This window comes from Pseudomonas baetica (genome assembly GCF_051216495.1).
GTDB classification, from domain to species: domain Bacteria; phylum Pseudomonadota; class Gammaproteobacteria; order Pseudomonadales; family Pseudomonadaceae; genus Aquipseudomonas; species Aquipseudomonas baetica_B.
In genome coordinates this window covers 1-22021 of record NZ_JBPKAM010000100.1, presented here as the reverse complement: position 1 = coordinate 22021, position 22021 = coordinate 1, and the positions used below count along the sequence as shown (strand labels likewise).

Genomic DNA, 22021 nt, shown 5'->3' with positions numbered 1-22021 from the left:
CGGTATATCAGCCGCCTATGATGTCGAATGACACGGCGCCTTCGCGAGCAGGCTCGCTCCCACAGTTTGATCTCTGCTCGCCCGGAGCGTGTGACGAGCCAAAAAAAACGCCCCGGCATTCACTGAATACCGGGGCGTTTTTTTGCGTGCTTATTGCGTCACTGGCAGATCGCGATGGCGGGCCATGCGTATCCGATAGAACACATAGATGATCGCGATCCAGACCGGAATGGCATAGACCGAAGCGCGAATGCCCGGAATCATCCACATCACGTAAATGATCACGGCCATGAACGCCAGGCACAGGACGTTAGTGTACGGCGACCAGAAGGCTTTGAAGCCCGGCACGATGCCGCGCTGACCCATGGCCTTGCGGAACTTCAGGTGCGTCAGGCTGATCAGCGCCCAGTTGATCATCAGCGACGCGACCACCAGGGCAAACAGCAGCTCCAGCGCTTCATGGGGCGCGACGTAGTTGACCACCACCGCCAGCATGGTGATCAGTGCCGATACCCCCAGGGCCAGCAGCGGCACGCCCTGCTTGTTCAGCTTCATCAGCGACTTGGGTGCATCGCCCTGTTCAGCCAGGCCGTAGAGCATGCGACTGTTGCAGTAGACGCCGCTGTTGTAGACCGACAATGCGGCGGTGAGCACCACGAAATTGAGGATTTGCGCAGCCGTATCGCTGCCGATCAAGGAAAAGATCTGTACGAATGGACTGCCGCTGTAGGCATCCCCGGAAGCGCCCAGTGTCTGCAGCAGTTGGTCCCATGGGTACAGCGAAAGCAGCACGGTGAGTGCGCCGACGTAGAAGATCAGCACCCGGTAAACCACCTGGTTGATGGCCTTGGGAATGACCTTGCGCGGCTCGCTGGCTTCGGCGGCGGTGATGCCGACCAGCTCCAGGCCACCGAAGGAGAACATGATGAACGCCATCGCCATTAGCAGACCGCTGTAACCATTGGGGAAGAACCCGCCGTGGTCCCACAGGTTGCTCACCGATGCCTGTGGGCCGCCAGTGCCGCTGAACAGCATGTAGCAACCCAGGGCAATCATGCCGATGATGGCCACGACCTTGATGATTGCGAACCAGAACTCCATCTCGCCGAAGATTTTCACGTTCAGCGTGTTGATCAGGTTGACCAGCACGAAGAACACCGCGGCGCTGACCCAGGTCGGCACCTCCGGCCACCAGAACTGAATGTACTTGCCAACGGCTGTCAGCTCCGCCATGCCCACCAGCACATACAGCACCCAGTAGTTCCAGCCGGACAGGAAGCCGGCGAAACTGCCCCAGTAGTTGTGGGCAAAATGACTGAAGGAGCCGGCGACCGGCTCCTCGACAATCATCTCGCCGAGCTGGCGCATGATCAGGAAGGCAATGAAACCGGCAATCGCATAACCGAGGATCATCGACGGCCCGGCGGACTTGAGCACTCCGGCGGAGCCCAGGAATAACCCGGTACCAATGGCTCCGCCCAAGGCGATCAGTTGAATGTGTCGATTCTTCAACCCCCGCTTGAGTGTTCCCGTTTGCAAAATTTCGTCCGCCATCGCGTTCCCTTCTGAGTTTTTGTAGTCAGGCTTGAATTAAGGGGTCAGATATTACTCTCAGTGAACTTTTCGTAATACAGGTGCACGTTATCCAGCGCCTGTTCCTGCAGCCAGGTCTTGATCGATTCGACCATCGGTGGCGGGCCGCAGACGTACATGTCGGCCTCGGCATCGCGCAGTTCACTGACATCGAAGTGCTCGGCGATATAACCGCGTTTACCCGTCCATTGCGGTGACGGCTCGCTGACCACTTCGGTGTAGCGAAACCCCGGAATGCGGTCGGCATAGGCGGCAATGCGCGCTTGTTCGCACAGATCGGCGGCGTCCCGCACGCCGTAATACAGGTGCACCGGCTGTCCGCAGTCGCGTTCGGCCAACTCATCGAGCATGCCCAGTAGCGCCGACAACCCTGTGCCGCCGGCCACCAGAATCAGTGGCTTGGCGACGTGACGCAGGTAAAAGGCGCCGAGCGGTGCCTCCAGAGCAATCTCATCTCCAACCTCACAGCGCTCACGGATGTAGTTGCTCATGACCCCGTCGGGCAGCAGGCGAATCAGGAACTGCAATTGATTGTGGCTGCCTGGCCGGTTGGCAAACGAATAGGAACGCATGCTCTCGGTGCCGGGGACTCGCAGGCGGGCGTATTGTCCCGGTAGGTAGTCCAGCGGCGGAGTGGTGGTGCCCAGGTCCAGATGCAGGATGGCCGTGCTGGTGGATACCTGTCTGACGCCGGTGACCGTTGCATTGAGCCGGTCCGGGCCGCTGGCATTGCACAGGCTGGACGCGAAGTCGAAATAAAACGTCGCGTCGGATTTCACCCGGGTCTGGCAGGTGAGTATTTTGCGCTGCTTAAGGTCCAGGCTGGAGAGGGCTTCCTCGTCCACATAGTCCTGGCTGTAGTCGCCCGATTCGCAGCGGCCCTGGCACGTTCCGCAGACGCCTTCGCGGCAATCCAGGGGAATGTTGATGCCATTGCGCAGGGCGGCGTCGAGCAGGATTTCGTTGGGCTGCACCGGAAAGAACAGGGTTTTGCCGTCGGCAAAGCTGAACGCTACTTTGTGATTCATGCCTCGGTCTCCATGGATTCAGAGGTGGTAAAAGTCGAGTACCGAGTTGATGGTGTCGTTGAGCAGCAGCACATGCTTGCGCGTGATCAGCCAGCTATCGCCGTGGGGCTTGAGTCGATAGGTCGCGCGACCATAGAACTGCTCGGACGTGGCCAGGCGATAGAACAGCGTGTGCCAGTTCAGGCGCACCTCCAACTCACCACTGGCGAATTCGTCGATCCGTACGTTATTGATCAGGTGCAAGGTGCGCGGCATGGGCGTCGCCGATGCAGACTTGCCGGTGCGCAGGCGGAACACGCGATCTTCCAGGCCTGAACGGTTGGCGTAGTAAATCAGTGACATTTCACGCTTGGGGTCCTGGGTGTAGACGTGCTCGGAGTCCCATTGCGGCAGGTGAAATTCGCTCTGCGGGTCGAACAGCGCGACGTAAGCGTCCCAGTCCTGGGCATCGCACAGTTCGGACTTGCGATAGAAAAACTGTTCGATCCGGTACTGCAGTTGCGCATTCATCATTGCACCTCACGGAGTTTCAGGGATTTGGCGTCCAGGCCGTCGAGCAGGAATTTCTGCCAGTTGCTGTGCTGGTTGACGTACAGCCCTTCGTGGGTGAATTCGGTGCCGGTCATGGCCGGTTCAATGCCAATGGCTTCGCTGTTGGGCGTGGCGCCGGTGGCCCATTGGTGACTGCCACGGGAAATGTCGCTCCAGCGCTCCAGGCGTGCCTGGAAACCGCGCTGGGCTTCACGGAATTCCACCAGGTCATCGGGGGTGCCCATGCCCGAGACGTTGAAGAAGTCCTCGAACTGGCGGATTCGGTTTTCGCGGTCGGCATCCGATTCGTTTTTCACACCGATGCACTGGCTGATGATTTCGGTCTTGTTCCACGCCAGTGGGCGGATGATGCGCAATTGCGAGCTGATCTGGTCGAGGAAAAACAGGCTCGGGTAAATGTTCAGGTTGCGCAGGCGATGCATCATCCACTCGGCCTTTTGCTGGCCGTGTTCTTCGATCAGGCGCGGCATGATCGTCGCGTAGCCGGAGCGCACGGTCGGGTTCGGCATGTCACTGAACAGCACGCTGTGGCCGTTGTTGAAGGCGAACCAGCCGTCATCGGTGTTGGCATCACCGGCCCCGAGTTTGCTGTAGTCCAGGGTGCTGCCCGAGGCGCTGCCGTTCTCGGTATTGACCTGTTGGCGATGCTGCACGGTGGCCACATAGTTGTAGTGCACGGTGCTCACGTGATAGCCGTCGAGGCCGTTTTCGTTCTGCAGTTTCCAGTTGCCGTCGTAGGTGTAGGCGGATTTGCCGGGCAACACTTCCAGTTCGCCGGTCGGCGACTGGGCGACCATCATGTCGAAGAACACTTTGGAATCGCCCAGGAAGTCTTCCAGGCTGTTGGTCGCGTGAACGTCCAGGCTGATGAACACGAAGCCCTTGTAGCTCTGGATCCTGGCTTTCTTCAGGCCGCGGGTGGCCTTGTCGAAACCTTCCGGGTATTCGCCTGGCGCCTTGACCTTCACCAGGCGGCCGTCGCTCTTGTAGCACCAGGCGTGGAACGGGCAGGTGAAGGTCGACTGGTTGCCTTTGCCGACACGGGTCAGGGTGGTGCCGCGATGCTGGCAGGCGTTGATCAGCGCATTGAGTTGGCCGTCGCCGTCGCGAGTGATGATCATCGGCTGGCGGCCGGCACGCATCGTCACGAAGTCGTGGTTGTTGGCCAGTTCGCTTTCATGGCAGGCGTAGATCCAGTTCTTCTCGAAGATCAGTTCCATCTCCAGATCGAACAACTGTGGTTCGGTGAACATGTCCCGGGCAATGCGGAACACGCCCTCGGCCGGACGGAAATCCAGGCAGCCTTCGATAAACGCTTTCCACTGCTCGACGTTATTTTCGCCACTCATGGTGATTACCTGTTTTTATAGGGGCTAATCGGTGTGCTCATTAGAGAGAGCGGAGCAGATGGGGGCTATCCGGTTTGTTGGCGAAGGCAGTCCATAAAATGGGGGCGGTAACAATCTGCCGGTCGCGAGTTGGGCAGCGACTACTCAAGGCGATGAACGGCTGCACCGGATTGCAGCAATCAGTTACTGTTCTGCGAGACGTCGAGAGCGGTTCGCTGGCGTTTTTCTGCATCGAGCCAACGGATTTATCCGCTTAGTCGAGGATGACTATCCGTAAAGTTGGCATCGACGTTTTGTGGTCTGGAACTTGCCTTTTCAGGACCGAGACGCGCCGTCAGAGCGCGCTGAACAAATAGCCTGTGGGTGCACCGTGATGAGCAGCAAAACCGATCCGCATGTTCACGATATTCGTGTCGACAGCGACGACCTGGAAGCCGCAAGAAGCTGGATGTCCGGTATCTGTGGGCCGCACCGGCTGGTGACCACGACCCCCGAGCGCATCCGTTTTCATCACACGGCCAACACGTTCAAATCGATGGCCACGACCCTGGGCACCATCGAATACGGCACCGATGTCACCATCGATATCGAAGACCCCGAGCACTTCCGCAGCTACAGCCTGAGCCTGCCCCTGTCGGGCGAGCAGGAGTTGAGCAAGAACGGCAGCGTGGTGAGGTCCGACCGCGACCAAGGGGTGATCATCTCGCCGAATGAAAACCAGTTGCTGGCGATCTCCGGCGATTGCCGCAAGGTCCAGGTGGTGATCACTCGCCTGGCCATGAGCGAGTCGCTGGAAGGCCTGCTGCAGCGCCCGCTGGATGCACCGCTGCGTTTCGAACCGGTGATGGATGCGGTCGACGGGGCGTCGGCCTCGTGGTGGCGCATGGCGCGTTACTTCATTGAGGAGCTTGAGCGCAGCAGCGAACTGTTTGAACAGGTGGCTTTCACCCGGGACATCGAAAGTTCGCTGATCAAGGGGCTGATTCTCGCCCAACCCAACAACTACTCGGAGGAACTGCGGCAAGTGTTGGGCGTCAAGCTGCCGCACTATTTGATCCGGGCCCGGCAATATATCCACGACAATGCCCGCGAGGCCCTGCATCTGGAAGACATCGAAGCGGCGGCCGGCGTGTCGCGCTTCAAGTTGTTCGAGGCGTTCAGGAAATACTTCGCCCTGTCACCGATGGCCTATCTGAAAAAGCACCGCTTGAACGGCGTGCGCCAGGAGATTCTCGAGCAGGGTTCGGCGCGCAATATTTCCGAGATCGCCATGGGCTGGGGCTTTACCCACCTGGGTCGTTTTTCCGCCGAGTACCGCAAGCTGTTCGACGAATCCCCCAGCATGACCTTGCAGCGCCACGACGCCCGCCGCCTGCGCTGATGCTGTTCACCTAAATTGTTCTTGAGACTTACCACTCCTGTGGCGAGCGAGCTTGCTCGCGTTGGGCTGCGCAGCGGCCCCAAAAAAATCAGACAACCACCGCAATATTTGTGAGTGCTGCGCACTCAAGCGGGAGCAAGCTCCCTCGCCACAGATTCTCACTGACTCAGGATTCATTTATGTGGACAGCCATCCGCGTTACTTGCGCACCACCAGATCCAGCAACTCTTCACGCTCCTTGATTTTCTGCAGGACGATTTCCGAACGGATATCGGTGACGCCAGCCGTGCGGTTCAGGTGATTGACGATGAAATCGGAGAAGTGCTTGAGGTTGCGCGCCTGGACCCGCAGCACATAGTTGCTGGCTCCCGTGATCACGTACGCGGTGACCACTTCCGGCCATGACTGAACCTTCTTGATGAAGGTCTCGTGCCAGTCCTCGACGTCCTGTCGCAACGACACATGGACGATGGCTTCCAGCTCGATGCCCAGCCGTTCGGCGTTCAGCACGGCGCGATAGCCACTGATGATTCCCTCACTTTCCAACAGGCGCAACCGGCGCAGACAGGCCGATGGGGAGAGGGCGACTTTCTCCGCCAGTTCCTGGTTGCTGATGCGTCCGTCCTGTTGCAGTTGATGCAGGATCCGCAGGTCTGTCGAGTCGAGATTCATGGTTGAAATAAATCCGCGGTTAATGAGGTTGAATTCGAATTTTCTGCGAGATAACTACTATACGGCCGCTCACTTTGCACGAAAATTCTCCAAGGCTTCGTTCATTATCTCTCCACCGAAACGGCGGGAATCTGACCCGAAACACAGGGTTTGGCGCTCTGCCCGCCGCGACTTTTGCGATCTGCCCGGACGGCATTTCACTTAAAAAACAGGACTCACCATGACAACAAGAAACGATTGCCTGGCGCTTGATGCTCAGGACGCCCTGGCTCCCCTGCGTCAGCAGTTTGCACTGCCTGAAGGCGTGATTTATCTGGACGGCAATTCCCTGGGCGCACGCCCCGTTGCGGCATTGGCCCGGGCTCAGGCGGTGATTGCCGAAGAATGGGGCAATGGCTTGATTCGCAGTTGGAACACGGCGGGTTGGCGCGATCTCAGCGAGCGTCTGGGTAACCGCCTGGGCAGCCTGATTGGTGCCCGCGATGGTGAAGTCGTGGTGACCGACACCACCTCGATCAACCTGTTCAAAGTTCTCAGCGCCGCCTTGCGCGTACAGGCGCAACGGTCGCCGCAGCGTCGGGTGATTGTCACCGAAAGCAGCAACTTCCCCACCGACCTGTACATCGCCGAAGGCCTGGCTGACATGCTGCAGCAGGGTTACACCTTGCGTCTGGTCGACAGTCCGCAAGAGCTGCCGCAAGCGATAGACCAGGACACGGCCGTGGTCATGCTCACCCACGTGAACTACAAGTCCGGCTACATGCACGACATGCAGGCACTGACCACGCTGGCCCACGAGTGCGGCGCGCTGACCATCTGGGACCTGGCGCACTCCGCTGGCGCGGTGCCGGTGGACCTGCATCAGGCCGGCGCCGATTACGCTATCGGTTGCACCTACAAGTACCTCAATGGCGGCCCCGGTTCCCAGGCGTTTGCCTGGGTATCTCCGACGCTATGCGATCTGGTGGCGCAGCCGTTATCCGGCTGGTTCGGTCATTCGCGGCAGTTCGCCATGGAATCGCACTACGAGCCGAGCAAAGGCATCGCTCGCTATCTGTGCGGCACCCAGCCGATTACTTCGCTGGCGATGGTCGAATGCGGCCTGGACGTGTTCGCCCAGACCGACATGGCCAGCCTGCGCCGCAAATCCCTGGCCCTGACCGACCTGTTCATCGAGCTGGTCGAGCAGCGCTGTGCGGCCCATGAGCTGACCCTGGTCACACCCCGCGAGCACGCCAAACGGGGCAGTCACGTCAGCTTCGAACACCCCGAGGGCTATGCGGTGATCCAGGCCCTGATCGCCCGTGGTGTGATCGGTGATTATCGCGAGCCGCGGATCATGCGCTTCGGCTTCACCCCGCTGTACACCACGTTTACCGAGGTCTGGGATGCGGTGCAGATCCTGGGCGAGATTCTCGATGAGAAAACCTGGGCGCAAGCGCAATTCCAGGTCCGTCACAGCGTCACCTGATCCTTCGATGACTCACGTCCTGCTGCCGGGGATTTCCCGGCGGCAGGGCTTCGGCTGTCACGAGTTCTGTGCAAACACAATAATAAGGAGCACGCAGAATGAAGTTGTCCCACTGGCCTGCCTTGTCGCTCGCCATCACCAGTTGCCTGGGGCCAATGGCCCATGCCGCCGACAATGGATTCGTCGAAGACAGCAGCCTGACCCTGACTAACCGCAACTTCTATTTCTATCGCAACAACCTCAACAATCCGGGTGGGCAGAATTATCGGGACGAATGGGCCCACGGGATCATGCTCGATTATCGCTCCGGTTATACCCAGGGCACGGTGGGCTTCGGCGTCGATGCCTATGCGAACCTGGGTATCAAGCTCGACAGCGGCAGGGGACGAACCGGCACCGGTTTGCTGCCGGTGGACTCCGACGGTCGTCCCGAAGATGAGTATTCCGAAGCCGGTGGTGCGATCAAGGCGCGGATCTCCCGCACCGAACTCAAGTACGGCAACCTGACGCCGCTCAATCCGGTGTTCGGCACCGGCAATGCGCGACTGTTCACGCCCGTGGCCAACGGCTTTCAGTTGACCAGCCACGAGCTCAAGGAACTGCAACTCGACATCGGCCACTTCACGTCCGGCAACGACGGTAACTCGACCAATGACGATGGTGCGCTCAAGGCCCTGTATGCCGGGGTGGAAACCCGTAGCGTCGATTACCTGGGGGGCAGCTACACCCTGAGTGATCAACTGAGCGTCAGCCTGTACGGTTCGCAGTTCACCGATATCTGGCGTCAGTACTACGCCAATACCAATTACACCTTTGTGCTCGATGAAGGCCGGTCGCTGAACCTGGACTTCAATATTTACCGTACCTATGACGAAGGCCAGCGCCTGGCTGGCGAAATCGACAACACCACCTGGTCGCTGGCCGCAGCGTACAAATTCGGTGCCCATCGATTGACCCTGGCTTACCAGCAGGTCGATGGCGACGAGCCGTTCGACTACCTGGGCTTCGATCAGCAGCCGGGCACGTCGATCTTCCTTGCCAACTCGGTTCAGGTGCTCGATTTCAACGCCCCCAACGAACGCTCCTGGCAATTGCGCTACGACCTGGACATGGCGCCTTTCGGCGTGCCGGGCCTGAGTTTCATGTCGCGCTATATCAGCGGTGAACATATCGACGACAGCCACTACGATGGCGGTCCCAATGGCGCCTATGGGCGTTACGGCGATGACGGCAAGCGCTGGGAGCGCGACCTCGAAGCACGCTATGTCGTGCAATCGGGCCCGGCCAGGGATCTGTCGGTGCGGGTGCGCCAGGCCAGTGTGCGCTCGACGGCCCAAGTGGCCCGGGCGGACACCACGGACAACAACGAAGTCCGGGTCATCATCGAGTATCCACTGAGTATTTTCTGATCCCTGTGATCCCTGACTGCCCCAACTACGACGTGCTCTTCAAGAAAGACAATATTCAGAGGACATAAACATGACCGATAACGCCGGTTTTGAAACGATATCCAACCGTGAACACGGCTTGCGGCGCCAGCTGACGTCGGGGCAGATGAGCATGATCGCCATCGGCGGTGCGATCGGCACCGGGCTGTTCATGGGCAGTGCCTACGCCATCGGCTATGCCGGACCGAGCGTGCTACTCAGCTACGCCATTGGCGCGATCATCACCTTGCTGTTGATGGGCTGCCTGGCGGAAATGACCGTGGCTCATTCGACCTCGGGATCGTTCGGCGCCTATGCCGAGTTCTACGTCAGTCCGCTGGCCGGATTCCTGGTGCGCTATGCCTATTGGGCAGCCATCGTGCTGGCGGTCGGCACCGAAGTCACGGCGGTAGCGATGTACATGAAGTACTGGTTCGCCAACGTGCCGGAGTGGGTGTGGATCGTCTCGTTCTCCAGTGTGCTGATCCTGCTGAACGCCATCAGCGTGAAGACTTTCGGCACCTTCGAATACTGGTTCTCGACCATCAAGATCGGCGCCATCGTCGGCTTCATCATCCTGGCGGTGTATGTGGTGTTCGGCTCCGGCAACCCTGAGTACGGCGTGCACAATTACACTGCTCACGACGGTTTTTTCCCCCATGGCCTGCAAGGTATGTGGGTGGCGGTGATCGTGTCGATCTTCAGCTACCTGAGCGTGGAGATGATCGCGGTGGCCGCCGGTGAAGCGAAGGACCCGGAGCGGGCGGTGAAGCAGGCCTTTCGTGCGACCATGGTGCGGCTGGTGGTGTTCTACCTGCTGACCCTGGCGTTGATGCTGGCGATCGTGCCGTGGGTCCAGGCTGGTCAGACCCAGAGCCCGTTCGTCACGGTCATGCAGGCGATCGGTATCCCCGGCGCGACCGGCGTAATGAATTTCGTGATCCTGATTGCGGCGTTGTCGGCGATGAACAGTCAGTTGTACATCACCACGCGCATGATGTTCAGTCTGTCCCGTGGTGGTTATGCACCGAAGTCCATGGGCAAATTGAGCAAGACCGGAATCCCGCTGAACGCACTGCTGCTGTCGAGCTCGGGTATCGCTTTGGCGACCTTGCTCAACATCCTGTATCCGGAAAGTTCGTTCACCCTGATGATGGCCATCTCCATGTTCGGCGCCATCTTCACCTGGTTCATGATTTTCCTGACGCACTACTGTTTCCGCCGCTATCACCAGCGTCATGGCGAGCGCAAATTGTCGTTCCGCATGCGCCTGTTTCCGTACACGACGTTGCTGGGCTTGCTGCTGATGGGCGCAGTGATGATCACCACCTATTTCACCGAGGCCTTTAAGATGACCCTGGTGTTCGGGGTGCCGTTCCTGCTGTTGCTGACGGTTGTCTACTGGGTTTTCTTCAGAAAGTCCGAACCGGCCTCACTGGGCACGCAACGCGTCGAGCAAGGCTCTGGCATAGCCGGGCAGGTCGGTGAATGAGCGGGTGCACAGCAGTAGTTTTCGCTGTGCCCAGGGTTCTTCCAGGGTGAAGCTTTTCAAGGATTGATCGATGGGCCGTCGCTGGATCGCCGCCAGCGGCACGATCGCCAGTCCGGCACCGCGAGCCACCATGCGCATCACGCCATCGAAGCCTTCCGCACGGATGCGGATTTGCAGGCGCGTGCCTGCATGCAAGGCCTGTTCTTCGAGATACACCGCCAGGGCGCTGTTGGTCGCCAGGCCCACATAGTCGTACTGCAACGTATCGCTGAAACGTGGTGTTGCGCCCTCGGCCAACGGGTGCCCGACCGGCATGATCAGCACCAGCGGATCGTCACGAAAGGGCAGGGTTTCGAGGGCGTGGGTGTCTACGGCGTCGGAGACGATGCCCAGGTCCGCCGCGCCCTGGCGCAACGCATGGACGATGCGCAGGCTCGGCATTTCCTGCAAATCGATATCGAGGTTGGGGTGGCGGCAAAGGAAGTCCGCCAGTATTTCCGGCAAGTGCTCGGTGATCGCAGTGGTGTTGCACAACAACCGCACCTGGCCTTTGACGCCCTTGGCGTACTCGGCCAAATCCTGCTGCATACGCTCGGCTTGTTGCAGCAGGAGCCTGGCATGCTGCGCCAGGGCCTTTCCCGCCGGAGTGGGCGTAACACCGCGCCGGCCGCGCTCCAGAAAATCAATGCCCAGTGATGACTCCATCGCCCGGATGCGCGCGCTGGCCGCTGCCAGGGACAGGTGGCTGCGGGCGGCACCGGCGGTGATGTTGCCGGTGTCGAGGATGTGCAGGTAGAGGCGCAGGTCGGTGAGGTCGAAGTGCATGGGCAGCCTTTGGTCATGTGTTGTCTTGGCGGGCCCCTTCGCGGGCAAGCCCGCTCCCACAAGGTTTTGTGTCGTTCGCCAATTGTGAGTACACCACACAACCTGTGGGAGCGGGCTTGCCCGCGATGGCGTCAGTAGTCACAACCCTTTCTTCAGCCTCTTGTTATGTAAGAGGCACCCTCAGTATATGGCAGATTTTCAATCACCCCTCGCGGCCTCACCATGGCCCCATGAACACACTCGCCACGTACTACCAGAATCTTGGCCTGGCCCTGTCGCTGCTGGTCATCGCCACCTTCCTGCTGGCCGGCATGATCAAGGGGGTGATTGGTCTCGGCTTGCCAACCATCGCCATGGGCTTGCTCGGTCTGGCTATGGCACCGTCGCAGGCTGCCGCTTTGTTGATCATCCCGGCAACGCTAACCAACGTCTGGCAACTGGCCTTTGGCGGGCATCTGTCGGGGCTGATCAAACGGCTGTGGCCGATGCTGCTGGCGATCTTCATCGGCACTGGAGCGGGCACGCTGTGGATCGGCATGGCCGGTGGGCATTGGGTGGTACGGGGGTTGGGGGCGGCGTTGCTGCTCTATGCCTTGAGCGGTTTGTTTCTGCCAACCCTGCGTATCAACGGGCGCAACGAAGGCTGGCTCGGTCCGCTCTGCGGAGTGCTGACCGGCGTCATCACCTCGGCTACCGGGGTGTTCGTGATTCCGGCCGTGCCTTACCTGCAAGCGCTGGGTTTGAACAAGGATGAACTGGTGCAGGCGTTGGGGCTGTCGTTCACCGTCTCGACCCTGGCCCTGGCTGGCGGGCTGTTCTGGGGTGGTGCCCTCGGCGGTGGCGAGTTGAGTGCGTCGTTGCTGGCGCTGATCCCGGCGGTGTCCGGCATGTTACTGGGGCAGTGGTTGCGCCAGCGGATCAGCGCGATGCTATTCAAGCGTGTGTTCTTCATTGGCCTTGGATTGCTCGGTGGCCACTTACTGATCAGCGGGTAGCGGAGGACGGACTGATCATCTCGATGGCGCGAATCTCGAAATCCCTTTCCAGGTACTCGTCGCGCTGTGCAAGAAACGCTTTCATGTGCGGCAGGTTCGAATGCACATCGAGGTGCGCCTGGGATTGCCAGATCTCGTAGAAGATGAACAGGGTCGGGTCCTGTTTGTCGCGCAGCATGTGGTATTCGATGCAGCCAGGTTCGGCGCGACTGGCTTCTACGTAGCCGCTGAAAAACGCTTCGAAGGCGTCGGATTTTTCCGGGCGGGTCTTGGCGTGCAGGATGAAGCCTTGCATTTCACTCATAAACATCACTCCTCAAGTCAGAATCGGCCGCAGTCTAAGGCAACAATCGATTGTCGATTCGTGCGTTTAGGTCAAATGAATTTTGCGAGATCGGTGCTTATTCCGCGCGAGCCGGATCGTTACTCTGCCGCCATCCCATTTCTGACCTTCCCGAGATCTCCATGAAAAAAGTCCTGTTGCTCAATGGCGGCAAAAAATTCGCTCACTCCGATGGCCGCTACAACGCGACTCTGCATGAAGCCGCGCTGAGCGTGCTGGACCGTGGCGGGCTGGATGTCAAAACCACCTTCATCGACGAGGGTTACGACATCGCCGAAGAAGTCGCCAAATTCCTCTGGGCCGACGTGATCATTTACCAGATGCCCGGTTGGTGGATGGGCGCGCCGTGGACCGTCAAGAAGTACATCGACGAAGTCTTCACCGAAGGTCATGGCAGCCTTTACGCCAGCGACGGCCGCACCCGTTCCGACGCTTCGCAGAAATACGGCAGCGGCGGTCTGATCCAGGGCAAGCAGTACATGCTTTCGCTGACCTGGAACGCCCCGCAGCAAGCCTTCGATGACCCGACCGACTTCTTCGAGGCCAAGGGTGTGGATGCGGTGTATTTCCCGTTCCACAAGGCCAACGAGTTCCTGGGCATGACGGGGTTGCCGACGTTCCTGTGCGTGGACGTGATGAAACGCCCGAATATCGAGGGCGATGTGGCGCGTTATGAGCAGCATTTGACCGAGGTGTTTGGCCTCAAGGCTTGAAGCTCGGCTACTATCGAAAGTCTGAACCTGTGGCGATTGGGCTTTTGTGGATATGAGTTTTTGTAGTGATAGGCTTTTGTGGCGAGGGGATAAATCCCCTCGCCACATTTGTCTCATCGCCATTGTTTAATGGCGCAGGACTATCGATAAGGGACACCCGTGAAAGCCAGATCCGATGAGTTGCAGATCTTCGTTTGCGTAATTGAATGCGGATCGATTTCTGCGGCGGCCGAGCAGGTCGGGCAGACGCCGTCGGCGGTCAGCCGCACCTTGTCGCGTCTGGAAGCCAAGCTCGATACGACGTTGATCAACCGCACTACGCGGCGCATGGACCTGACTGAAGAGGGCAAGTATTTCTTCGAGCAGGCCAAGCGGATTCTCGATCAGATGGATGAGCTCGAAGAGCGCTTGTCCTCTCGCCAGCAAACGCCATCAGGACGCTTGCGTATCAACGCCGCGTCGCCTTTCATGCTGCACGCCATCGTGCCCTACATTGATGAATTTCGCCGGCTCTATCCCGATATCCAACTCGAACTCAACAGCAATGACCTGATCATCGACCTGCTGGAGCAAAGCACCGACATCGCCATCCGCATTGGCACACTCGCCGATTCGACCCTGCACGCCCGCTCGCTGGGGTGCAGCCCGATCCATATCGTCGCCAGTCCTGCGTACCTGGAAAAGCACGGCACGCCGACGGCGGTGGCCGACCTGGCCAACCACACGCTGCTGGGCTTTACCCAGAACGAGGGCCTGAACCAGTGGCCGCTGCGTTACGTGCACGGTGATCGCTGGCCGATCGAAGCCTCGCTCAGCGCCTCCAGCGGCGAGACCATCCGTCACCTGGCGCTGGAAGGCCAGGGCATCGCCAGCCTGTCGCATTACATGACCATCGAGGACATTCGTGCCGGGCGCTTGAAGGTGTTGCTGGCCGAGTTCAACAGTGGCTATCGCCAGCCGATCAACGCGGTGTACTACCGTAACTCGCAACTGGCCTTGCGGATTCAGTGTTTCCTGGATTTCATCCAAGGCAAGTTGGCGCTGTATGCGAGTGAGGATTTCAAGGGCTGATTCGTGATCCCTGCGCAAGAGTGAATTGGGCTGGCGGGGATTTTTCGGCGGGGAGCGCTCCCGGATACTCGTTGTATCACTTACCAACGCAGGGAGTTTCCTCATGAACGTATTCGTTACCGGCGCGGCCGGTTTTATTGGCGGATCCATCGCCACGGGCCTGATCAAGGCCGGTCACCGCGTCACCGGCCTGGTGCGCAACGCCGAACAAGCCGATGAGCTAAGGGCGTTGGGCATCACTCCGGTAATCGGCACGCTGGACGACAGCGCGTTGCTCGCCGAACAGGCCCGTGCCGCCGACGCCGTGATCAACGCCGCCAGCAGCGACCATCGCGGTGCGGTGCAAGCCTTGCTCAATGCCTTGCGCGGCTCCAACAAGGTATTGCTGCACACCAGCGGTTCGAGCATCGTCGGCGATGCTTCGGGTGGTAAATCCAGTGATGTCATTTACTTCGAGGACAACCTGCCGGAACCGACCGTGGACAAGGCCGCCCGCGTGGCCATCGATAATCTGATCCTGGGCGCGGCCAAGGACGGGGTGAACTCGGCAGTCATTTGTAACACCCTGATCTACGGCCACAGCCTGGGCGTTCATCGCGACAGCGTGCAATTGCCGCGTCTGCTCAAACAGGCGCGCCAAAGCGGCGTGGTGCGCCATGTTGGCAGCGGTCGGAACATCTGGTCCAACGTGCACATTGAAGACGTGGTGTCGCTTTACCTGTTGGCGCTGACCAAAAACATCCCTGGCACTTTCTACTTCGTCGAAAGCGGTGAAGCGTCGTTCATCGACATGACCACGGCCATGGCGCATGCGCTGAACCTGGGTGAGCCGCAAGACTGGCCGCTGAAAGAAGCCGAGGCCGAGTGGGGGTATGAAATGGCCAACTATGGCCTGGGCTCCAACAGCCGGGTGCGCGGCAAGAAGGCGCGGGAATTGTTGGGGTGGGTGCCGAAGCGGACTTCGGTGGTGGAGTGGATTCTTAAAGAAATGGTGTGATTGAGTTCGCTGTAGACCGCGTCATCGTTCATCGCGGGCAAGCCCGCTCCCACAGGGTTTTGTGTCGTTCACTCATTTTGTGATCGACACAGGACCTTGTGGGGGCGGGCTTGCCCGCGAAGGCTATTTCAGCGTCGCAACAACTGGCCGGGCTGCCCTCGATTCCGTAACATCCGCACATTCTTTCTCGCTACTCCCTGCGGTCCTCCCATGAAACCAAAACACCTGCGCGCCGATGCCCTGGCCGGCCTCACCACGTCTTTTGCCCTGCTGCCCGAATGCATCGCCTTCGCGCTGGTGGCTCACCTCAATCCACTGATGGGACTCTATGGCGCGTTCATCATCTGCACGCTGACCGCGCTGTTCGGTGGGCGCCCGGGCATGGTGTCCGGTGCCGCCGGGTCGATGGCGGTGGTGATCGTCGCGTTGGTGGTGCAGCACGGTGTTCAGTATCTGCTGGCCACCGTATTGCTGGGCGGGCTGATCATGATGGCGTTTGGCGTGTTGAAACTCGGCAAACTGGTACGCATGGTGCCGCACCCGGTGATGCTCGGCTTCGTCAATGGCCTGGCGATTGTCATTGCCCTGGCGCAGTTGGAACACTTCAAAAGCGGAGACGCGTGGCTTAGCGGCACGCCGCTGTACATCATGATCGGCCTGGTGGCGGTAACGATGGCAGTTGTCTACGTGCTGCCACGCGTAACCCGCGCGGTGCCCCCAGCGCTGGCGGCGATTCTGGGTGTGGGGCTGGCGGTTTATCTGCTGGGTCTGCCGACCCGCACCCTGGGCGACATGGCTCACATTGCCGGTGGCTTGCCGACCTTTGCCTTGCCCGAAATTCCATGGAACCTGGACACCCTGCGTATCGTTGCCCCTTACGCGATCCTGATGGCACTGGTGGGCCTGCTGGAAACCCTGCTGACCCTGAACCTCACCGACGAAATCACCGAGAGCCGTGGTTACCCTGATCGCGAATGTGTGGCGCTGGGGGCGGCGAACATCGCGTCTGGCGTGTTTGGCGGCATGGGCGGTTGCGCGATGATCGGCCAAACCATGATCAACCTCAGTTCCGGCGGACGTGGCCGTGTGTCCGGTGTGGTGGCCGGGGTGGCGATTCTATTGTTCATCCTGTTCCTGTCGCCGTTGATCGAACGCATTCCGTTGGCGGCGCTGGTCGGGGTGATGTTCGTGGTGTCGCAACAAACCTTCGCCTGGGCTTCGCTTCGGGTGATCAATAAGGTGCCGCTCAACGATGTGCTGGTGATCATTGCCGTCACGGTGATCACGGTGTTTACCGACCTGGCCACGGCAGTGCTGTGCGGGATCATCATCGCCGCGCTGAATTTCGCCTGGCAACAGGCCCGCGAACTCTATGCCGACAGCCATCTGGAAGCCGACGGCAGCAAGCTGTACCTGATGCACGGCACGCTGTTCTTCGCCTCGACGACGCCTTTCCTCAATCAATTCGATCCGGCCAATGACCCGCCGCTAGTGACCATCGACTGTCGTCATCTGAGCTTCGTTGATTACTCGGCCATCGCAGCACTCAAGACGTTGCGCGAGCGATATGAGAAGGCTGGCAAGCACCTGCGGGTGCTGCACCTGTCCGAGCGCTGCAAGAAGCTGCTCAAGCGTGCGCATGTTGCTCACGACTGAGCGGCAAGGCTGCGATCTTTTGATCTTAATAATGAAAATTCGCTGGGGCGATTTTCATTGTTAGCGACAAAACATATCTAAAAACGACACTCCTTACCTCTGCACGAAAATTACTTTCACCTCGTTTGAGTTTCACGCTTCGAAATGTTTTAAGAGTTTCACAAAACTTTCGACGTGACCCTCTCGAGGAGTACCGCATGACCCTGTCTTTCGGCTATTGGCTGCTGGTGTATGCCGCCATCGCCATCATCGCCCTGATCGTTCTGATCGCCCGTTACCGGCTCAACCCGTTCATTGTCATTACCCTGATTTCCATCGGCCTGGCGCTGGTGGCGGGGATGCCGCCGTCCGGCGTGGTGGGGGCGTATGAGGCCGGGGTCGGCAAGACGCTGGGGCATATCGCATTGGTGGTGGCGCTGGGCACGATGCTTGGCAAGATGATGGCCGAGTCCGGTGGCGCCGAGCAGGTGGCGCGGACCCTGATCGACCGTTTCGGCGAAAAGAACGCGCATTGGGCGATGGTTTGCATCGCGTTCCTGGTCGGGCTGCCGCTGTTCTTCGAAGTTGGTTTCGTATTGCTGGTGCCGATTGCGTTTACTGTGGCGCGACGGGTAGGCGTGTCGATCCTGATGGTCGGTTTGCCAATGGTTGCCGGTCTCTCTGTGGTGCATGCACTGGTGCCGCCGCACCCGGCGGCGATGCTCGCGGTGCAGGTTTATCAGGCGTCGGTGGGGCAGACCTTGCTGTACGCGATTGCCATCGGTATTCCCACGGCGATCATCGCCGGTCCCGTGTACGCCAAATTCATCGTGCCGCGCATTCAACTGCCGGCGGAGAACCCGCTGGAGCGCCAGTTCCTCGAACGCGAACCCCGTGACAGCCTGCCGGGCTTCGGCATCACCATGGCGACCATTTTGCTGCCGGTGGTGCTGATGCTGATCGGCGGCTGGGCCAATCTGATTTCCACGCCGGGTACAGGTTTCAACCAGTTTCTGCTGTTCATCGGCAACTCGGTGATCGCGCTGCTGCTGGCGACCTTGCTGAGCTTCTGGACCCTCGGTATTGCTCAGGGCTTCAATCGCGAGTCGATCCTCAAGTTCACTAACGAATGCCTGGCACCGACCGCCAGCATTACCCTGTTGGTGGGCGCTGGTGGCGGCCTTAACCGGATTCTGGTGGACGCCGGCGTCACCGACCAGATCGTTGGCCTGGCCCATGAATTTCACCTGTCGCCACTGCTGATGGGTTGGTTGTTTGCCGCATTGATGCGCATTGCCACCGGCTCGGCCACCGTGGCCATGACCACCGCGTCCGGCGTGGTCGCGCCAGTGGCCATCGGCCTGGGTTATCCGCACCCGGAATTGCTGGTACTGGCAACGGGTGCGGGGTCGGTGATCTTTTCCCACGTCAACGACGGTGGCTTCTGGTTGATCAAGGAATACTTCAACATGACGGTGACCCAGACGTTCAAGACCTGGACCGTATTGGAAACCCTGATCTCGCTCGTCGCCTTCGGCCTGACCGTTGGCCTTTCTTACCTGATTTAACCGGAGCCGCTTGCCATGGACATCCTTTACCAGATTCGCGCCCGCCAGGATTCTTTCAGCGCCGGTGAAGGACGCATCGCCCGCCTGATGCTCGAGGACGTAGGCTTCGCCGCTTCCGCCAGCCTCGATGAGCTGGCGCAGCGGGCGGAGGTGAGCACCGCGACGCTGTCGCGTTTCGCCCGCACGGTGGGCTGCCGTGACTTGCGTGACCTGCGTCTGCAACTGGCCCAGGCCAGCGGCGTCGGCAGCCGTTTTCTCGATCCGGCAGGCACGCCCGAGCAATCGGCGTTCTATGGGCAGATCGTCGGTGATATCGAATCGACCCTGCGCCAGCATCTGGCAGCGTTCGATGAGGTGCGTTTTGCCGATGCGGTCAAACTGCTGAGCAAGGCGCGAATGATTCACGCCTTCGGCATGGGCGGCTGCTCGACCCTGTGCAGTGATGAGCTGCAAGTGCGCCTGGTGCGCCTCGGTTATCCGATCGCGGTGTGCCACGACGCTGTGATGATGCGCATCACGGCCTCCAGCCTCAGCGCCGAACACGTGGTGATCGTTTGCTCGCTGACTGGCATCACCCCGGAGTTGATCGAAACGGTGGAGCTGGCGCGCAGCTACGGCGCACGGATTCTGGCCATCACCCGTGGCGATTCGACGCTGGCGCAACTGGCCGACATCGTCCTGCCGCTGCAGAGCGCTGAAACCTCATTCATCTACAAACCGACGGCGGCACGCTACGGCATGCTGCTGGCCATCGATGTGCTTGCCACCGAGCTGGCACTGGCCAATCCTCAAGACAATCAAGAGCGTCTGCGGCGGATCAAACTCGCCCTGGACGATTACCGCGGCGGCGACGATCACCTGCCGCTGGGAGACTGACATGCAGTACGACACGCTGATCCGCAACGCCCTGATCATCGATGGCAGCAACACCCCTGGTTACCCCGCTGACGTGGCGATCCTCAACGGTCGCATCGAACGTATCGGTGACTTGCGCGAGGCGAGCGCCGCCGAGGAAATCGACGCCCAAGGCCATGTGCTGGCGCCGGGTTTCATCGACGTGCACACCCACGATGACACGGTGGTGATCCGCCAGCCGCAGATGCTGCCCAAACTCAGCCAGGGCGTGACCACGGTGATCGTCGGCAACTGCGGCATCAGCGCCTCACCGGTGAGTTTGCGCGGTGATCCGCCGGACCCGATGAACCTGCTCGGCACCTCGGCGGCCTTTGTTTATCCAACGTTCAGTGACTACCGCGCCGCCGTCGAAGCGGCGAACACCACGCTGAACGTGGCGGCGCTGGTGGGGCACACCGCGTTGCGCAGCAATCACCTCGATGACCTGTTTCGTACCGCCACGCCGGATGAAATCGCGGCGATGCGCGAACAACTGCGCGAGAGCCTCGAGGCTGGCGCATTGGGCTTGTCCACCGGTCTTGCCTACGCCAGCGCGTACTCGGCCTCCACCGACGAAGTCATGCAATTGACCGAAGAACTCACGGCGTTCGGCGCGGTGTACACCACCCATTTGCGCAGCGAATTCGAACCGGTGCTGGAGGCCATGGACGAGGCGTACCAGATCGGCCGCCACGCGAAATCCCCGGTGATCATTTCCCACCTCAAATGCGCTGGCGCCGGTAACTGGGGACGTAGTCCGCAACTGCTGGCATCGCTGGAGCTCGCGGCGAAAACCCACCCGGTGGGCTGCGACTGCTATCCGTATGCGGCCAGTTCTTCGACCCTGGACCTCAAGCAAGTTACCGATGCCCACCGCATCACCATCACCTGGTCCACGCCGCACCCGGAAATGGGCGGTCGCGACCTGATGGACATCGCCGCCGAATGGAACCTGTCGCTGCTTGACGCCGCCCGCCAGCTGCAACCGGCCGGCGCGGTGTATTACGGAATGGACGAGAACGATGTGCGCAGAATCCTCGCGCATCCGCTGTCGATGGTCGGCTCCGATGGTTTGCCGGAAGATCCGTTTCCACATCCGCGCCTGTGGGGCGCCTTCCCGCGAGTGCTCGGACATTTCAGTCGCGACGTAGGCCTGTTCCCGCTGCACACCGCCGTGCACAAAATGACCGGGCTGTCTGCGGCGCGATTTGGCTTGAAGGGCAGAGGCGAGATCCGCGAAGGCCATTGGGCGGATCTGGTGCTATTCGACCCGGCGACCATCCGCGATGTGGCGGACTTCAACGATCCTCAACGAGCCGCCGAAGGCGTAGAAGGTGTGTGGGTCAACGGCGTGCTGAGCTACCGCGACGGTCAGGCGAACGGACGCCGGGAAGGTCGGTTTCTGGCGCGGGAAGGGGACTTGCGCGAAGGCTTTTAGTCCGTTCTGGGCGGTGCGTCACAGTGATGGCATATTGAGATTAAAGAATGCCTTCACCAAGCCGATCCGCTGACGTACAGCCCGGCTACGCTAAGGGCTATTTCTGTCTGGGAGCAACTTGATGAGCTTCGGCAAAACCACTCCGATCCTGCGGATCTTCGACGAAACCAAGGCCGTGGAATTCTACGTCGACTTCCTTGGATTCAAGATCGACTGGCAGCACCGCTTCGAAGCCAATTTCCCGCTTTACCTGCAAGTTTCCCGTGGCGAGTGTGTGTTGCACCTGTCCGAACACCACGGCGATGCGACACCAGGCTCGGCCCTGCGCATCGAGACCGATGAATTGGAAGCCTTCCAGCAGCAACTGCTGGCCAAGGACTACACATTCTCCCGCCCGCACATCCAGGCCATGCCTTGGGGCAGCCAGGACATGACCATCAGCGATCCGTTTGGAAATCGGTTGGTGTTTACCAATGCGATTAGTGTTTAAGCATTAGATCGACTTCGCGAGCAGGCTCGCTCCCACAGGTTCTTTTACCCACCCCTTTGGGTGAGCGCTCTTCCCGACTTGCTTTTT

General features: G+C 59.9%; 20 protein-coding genes. 13 read left to right on the top strand and 7 right to left on the bottom strand.

The window, feature by feature from the left end:
- Nucleotides 1-150: 150 nt before the first annotated feature.
- From ACSFE6_RS25770 to antA, 4 genes are read right to left on the bottom strand one after another with little or no spacing between them, the layout of a single operon-like run.
- Nucleotides 151-1554, bottom strand: coding sequence for an amino acid permease (locus ACSFE6_RS25770; RefSeq protein ID WP_435430229.1), 1404 nt, complete (start codon nucleotides 1552-1554; stop codon nucleotides 151-153).
- Nucleotides 1555-1598: 44 nt separating this feature from the next.
- The gene (gene antC, locus ACSFE6_RS25765) at nucleotides 1599-2621 is read right to left on the bottom strand and encodes an anthranilate 1,2-dioxygenase electron transfer component AntC (RefSeq protein ID WP_435430228.1); all 1023 of its coding nucleotides are present in this window, start codon (nucleotides 2619-2621) and stop codon (nucleotides 1599-1601) included.
- Between the two features lie 18 nt (nucleotides 2622-2639).
- A complete protein-coding gene (antB, locus tag ACSFE6_RS25760; RefSeq protein WP_435430227.1) occupies nucleotides 2640-3131 on the bottom strand; it encodes an anthranilate 1,2-dioxygenase small subunit in 492 nt (163 codons plus the stop codon).
- Nucleotides 3131-4522, bottom strand: coding sequence for an anthranilate 1,2-dioxygenase large subunit (antA, locus tag ACSFE6_RS25755; protein ID WP_435430226.1), 1392 nt, complete (start codon nucleotides 4520-4522; stop codon nucleotides 3131-3133). Before antA ends, antB begins: the two co-directional genes overlap by 1 nt.
- A 373-nt stretch (nucleotides 4523-4895) precedes the next feature.
- Between antA and ACSFE6_RS25750 the strand changes: the two genes are divergently transcribed.
- Nucleotides 4896-5903 (top strand): helix-turn-helix domain-containing protein, encoded by a 1008-nt coding sequence (locus ACSFE6_RS25750; RefSeq protein ID WP_435430225.1) that lies wholly within the window; start codon nucleotides 4896-4898, stop codon nucleotides 5901-5903.
- 198 nt (nucleotides 5904-6101) lie between these two features.
- On the opposite strand, the gene ACSFE6_RS25745 is transcribed toward ACSFE6_RS25750, so the two are convergent.
- A complete protein-coding gene (locus tag ACSFE6_RS25745) occupies nucleotides 6102-6575 on the bottom strand; it encodes an Lrp/AsnC family transcriptional regulator (RefSeq protein ID WP_435430224.1) in 474 nt (157 codons plus the stop codon).
- Nucleotides 6576-6795: 220 nt separating this feature from the next.
- Here ACSFE6_RS25745 and kynU point away from each other — a divergent pair, with 220 nt between their 5' ends.
- The 3 genes from kynU (at nucleotide 6796) to ACSFE6_RS25730 (ending at nucleotide 10965) form a co-directional block, all read left to right on the top strand.
- Nucleotides 6796-8046, top strand: a complete 1251-nt coding sequence (kynU, locus tag ACSFE6_RS25740; protein WP_435430223.1) for a kynureninase — start codon at nucleotides 6796-6798, stop codon at nucleotides 8044-8046.
- Nucleotides 8047-8144: 98 nt separating this feature from the next.
- A complete protein-coding gene (locus tag ACSFE6_RS25735) occupies nucleotides 8145-9455 on the top strand; it encodes an OprD family porin (RefSeq protein ID WP_435430222.1) in 1311 nt (436 codons plus the stop codon).
- Between the two features lie 70 nt (nucleotides 9456-9525).
- A complete protein-coding gene (locus ACSFE6_RS25730) occupies nucleotides 9526-10965 on the top strand; it encodes an amino acid permease (protein WP_435430221.1) in 1440 nt (479 codons plus the stop codon).
- On the opposite strand, the gene ACSFE6_RS25725 is transcribed toward ACSFE6_RS25730, so the two are convergent.
- A complete protein-coding gene (locus ACSFE6_RS25725; protein ID WP_435430220.1) occupies nucleotides 10906-11790 on the bottom strand; it encodes a LysR substrate-binding domain-containing protein in 885 nt (294 codons plus the stop codon). The genes ACSFE6_RS25730 and ACSFE6_RS25725 overlap by 60 nt on opposite strands.
- Before the next feature lie 230 nt (nucleotides 11791-12020).
- On the opposite strand from ACSFE6_RS25725, the gene ACSFE6_RS25720 reads away from it, so the two are divergent.
- On the top strand, nucleotides 12021-12785 hold the full coding sequence (locus ACSFE6_RS25720; RefSeq protein WP_435430219.1) for a sulfite exporter TauE/SafE family protein: 765 nt from the start codon (nucleotides 12021-12023) through the stop codon (nucleotides 12783-12785).
- Here the strand turns inward: ACSFE6_RS25720 and ACSFE6_RS25715 are convergent.
- Nucleotides 12775-13089: a putative quinol monooxygenase gene (locus ACSFE6_RS25715; protein ID WP_435430218.1), complete on the bottom strand. Its 315-nt coding sequence runs from the start codon at nucleotides 13087-13089 to the stop codon at nucleotides 12775-12777. The genes ACSFE6_RS25720 and ACSFE6_RS25715 overlap by 11 nt on opposite strands.
- Nucleotides 13090-13250: 161 nt before the next feature.
- Between ACSFE6_RS25715 and ACSFE6_RS25710 the strand changes: the two genes are divergently transcribed.
- The 8 genes from ACSFE6_RS25710 (at nucleotide 13251) to ACSFE6_RS25675 (ending at nucleotide 21934) form a co-directional block, all read left to right on the top strand.
- The gene (locus ACSFE6_RS25710; RefSeq protein ID WP_435430217.1) at nucleotides 13251-13841 is read left to right on the top strand and encodes an NAD(P)H-dependent oxidoreductase; all 591 of its coding nucleotides are present in this window, start codon (nucleotides 13251-13253) and stop codon (nucleotides 13839-13841) included.
- Between the two features lie 159 nt (nucleotides 13842-14000).
- The gene (locus tag ACSFE6_RS25705) at nucleotides 14001-14912 is read left to right on the top strand and encodes a LysR family transcriptional regulator (protein WP_435430216.1); all 912 of its coding nucleotides are present in this window, start codon (nucleotides 14001-14003) and stop codon (nucleotides 14910-14912) included.
- A gap of 103 nt (nucleotides 14913-15015) precedes the next feature.
- Complete coding sequence (locus ACSFE6_RS25700) at nucleotides 15016-15909, top strand: NAD-dependent epimerase/dehydratase family protein (protein ID WP_435430215.1); 894 nt, start codon at nucleotides 15016-15018, stop codon at nucleotides 15907-15909.
- Between the two features lie 210 nt (nucleotides 15910-16119).
- Nucleotides 16120-17565: a SulP family inorganic anion transporter gene (locus ACSFE6_RS25695; RefSeq protein WP_435430214.1), complete on the top strand. Its 1446-nt coding sequence runs from the start codon at nucleotides 16120-16122 to the stop codon at nucleotides 17563-17565.
- A 197-nt stretch (nucleotides 17566-17762) separates the two neighbouring features.
- Nucleotides 17763-19112, top strand: coding sequence for a gluconate:H+ symporter (locus ACSFE6_RS25690; RefSeq protein WP_435430213.1), 1350 nt, complete (start codon nucleotides 17763-17765; stop codon nucleotides 19110-19112).
- 15 nt (nucleotides 19113-19127) lie between these two features.
- A complete protein-coding gene (locus tag ACSFE6_RS25685; protein WP_435430212.1) occupies nucleotides 19128-19988 on the top strand; it encodes a MurR/RpiR family transcriptional regulator in 861 nt (286 codons plus the stop codon).
- Between the two features lies 1 nt (nucleotide 19989).
- Nucleotides 19990-21444, top strand: coding sequence for an N-acyl-D-amino-acid deacylase family protein (locus tag ACSFE6_RS25680; protein ID WP_435430211.1), 1455 nt, complete (start codon nucleotides 19990-19992; stop codon nucleotides 21442-21444).
- 121 nt (nucleotides 21445-21565) lie between these two features.
- Nucleotides 21566-21934 carry a glyoxalase superfamily protein gene (locus tag ACSFE6_RS25675; RefSeq protein WP_435430210.1) on the top strand — a complete coding sequence of 123 codons (369 nt, stop codon included), beginning with the start codon at nucleotides 21566-21568 and terminating at the stop codon, nucleotides 21932-21934.
- Nucleotides 21935-22021 lie beyond the last annotated feature (87 nt).

What these genes read in the sequence shown, in the direction of transcription:
- ACSFE6_RS25770 (WP_435430229.1), bottom strand. Translation starts at nt 1,554, where the DNA reads ATGGCGGACGAAATTTTGCAAACGGGAACACTCAAGCGGGGGTTGAAG.
- antC (WP_435430228.1), bottom strand. Translation starts at nt 2,621, where the DNA reads ATGAATCACAAAGTAGCGTTCAGCTTTGCCGACGGCAAAACCCTGTTC.
- antB (WP_435430227.1), bottom strand. Translation starts at nt 3,131, where the DNA reads ATGAATGCGCAACTGCAGTACCGGATCGAACAGTTTTTCTATCGCAAG.
- antA (WP_435430226.1), bottom strand. Translation starts at nt 4,522, where the DNA reads ATGAGTGGCGAAAATAACGTCGAGCAGTGGAAAGCGTTTATCGAAGGC.
- ACSFE6_RS25750 (WP_435430225.1), top strand. Translation starts at nt 4,896, where the DNA reads ATGAGCAGCAAAACCGATCCGCATGTTCACGATATTCGTGTCGACAGC.
- ACSFE6_RS25745 (WP_435430224.1), bottom strand. Translation starts at nt 6,575, where the DNA reads ATGAATCTCGACTCGACAGACCTGCGGATCCTGCATCAACTGCAACAG.
- kynU (WP_435430223.1), top strand. Translation starts at nt 6,796, where the DNA reads ATGACAACAAGAAACGATTGCCTGGCGCTTGATGCTCAGGACGCCCTG.
- ACSFE6_RS25735 (WP_435430222.1), top strand. Translation starts at nt 8,145, where the DNA reads ATGAAGTTGTCCCACTGGCCTGCCTTGTCGCTCGCCATCACCAGTTGC.
- ACSFE6_RS25730 (WP_435430221.1), top strand. Translation starts at nt 9,526, where the DNA reads ATGACCGATAACGCCGGTTTTGAAACGATATCCAACCGTGAACACGGC.
- ACSFE6_RS25725 (WP_435430220.1), bottom strand. Translation starts at nt 11,790, where the DNA reads ATGCACTTCGACCTCACCGACCTGCGCCTCTACCTGCACATCCTCGAC.
- ACSFE6_RS25720 (WP_435430219.1), top strand. Translation starts at nt 12,021, where the DNA reads ATGAACACACTCGCCACGTACTACCAGAATCTTGGCCTGGCCCTGTCG.
- ACSFE6_RS25715 (WP_435430218.1), bottom strand. Translation starts at nt 13,089, where the DNA reads ATGAGTGAAATGCAAGGCTTCATCCTGCACGCCAAGACCCGCCCGGAA.
- ACSFE6_RS25710 (WP_435430217.1), top strand. Translation starts at nt 13,251, where the DNA reads ATGAAAAAAGTCCTGTTGCTCAATGGCGGCAAAAAATTCGCTCACTCC.
- ACSFE6_RS25700 (WP_435430215.1), top strand. Translation starts at nt 15,016, where the DNA reads ATGAACGTATTCGTTACCGGCGCGGCCGGTTTTATTGGCGGATCCATC.
- ACSFE6_RS25695 (WP_435430214.1), top strand. Translation starts at nt 16,120, where the DNA reads ATGAAACCAAAACACCTGCGCGCCGATGCCCTGGCCGGCCTCACCACG.
- ACSFE6_RS25690 (WP_435430213.1), top strand. Translation starts at nt 17,763, where the DNA reads ATGACCCTGTCTTTCGGCTATTGGCTGCTGGTGTATGCCGCCATCGCC.
- ACSFE6_RS25685 (WP_435430212.1), top strand. Translation starts at nt 19,128, where the DNA reads ATGGACATCCTTTACCAGATTCGCGCCCGCCAGGATTCTTTCAGCGCC.
- ACSFE6_RS25680 (WP_435430211.1), top strand. Translation starts at nt 19,990, where the DNA reads ATGCAGTACGACACGCTGATCCGCAACGCCCTGATCATCGATGGCAGC.
- ACSFE6_RS25675 (WP_435430210.1), top strand. Translation starts at nt 21,566, where the DNA reads ATGAGCTTCGGCAAAACCACTCCGATCCTGCGGATCTTCGACGAAACC.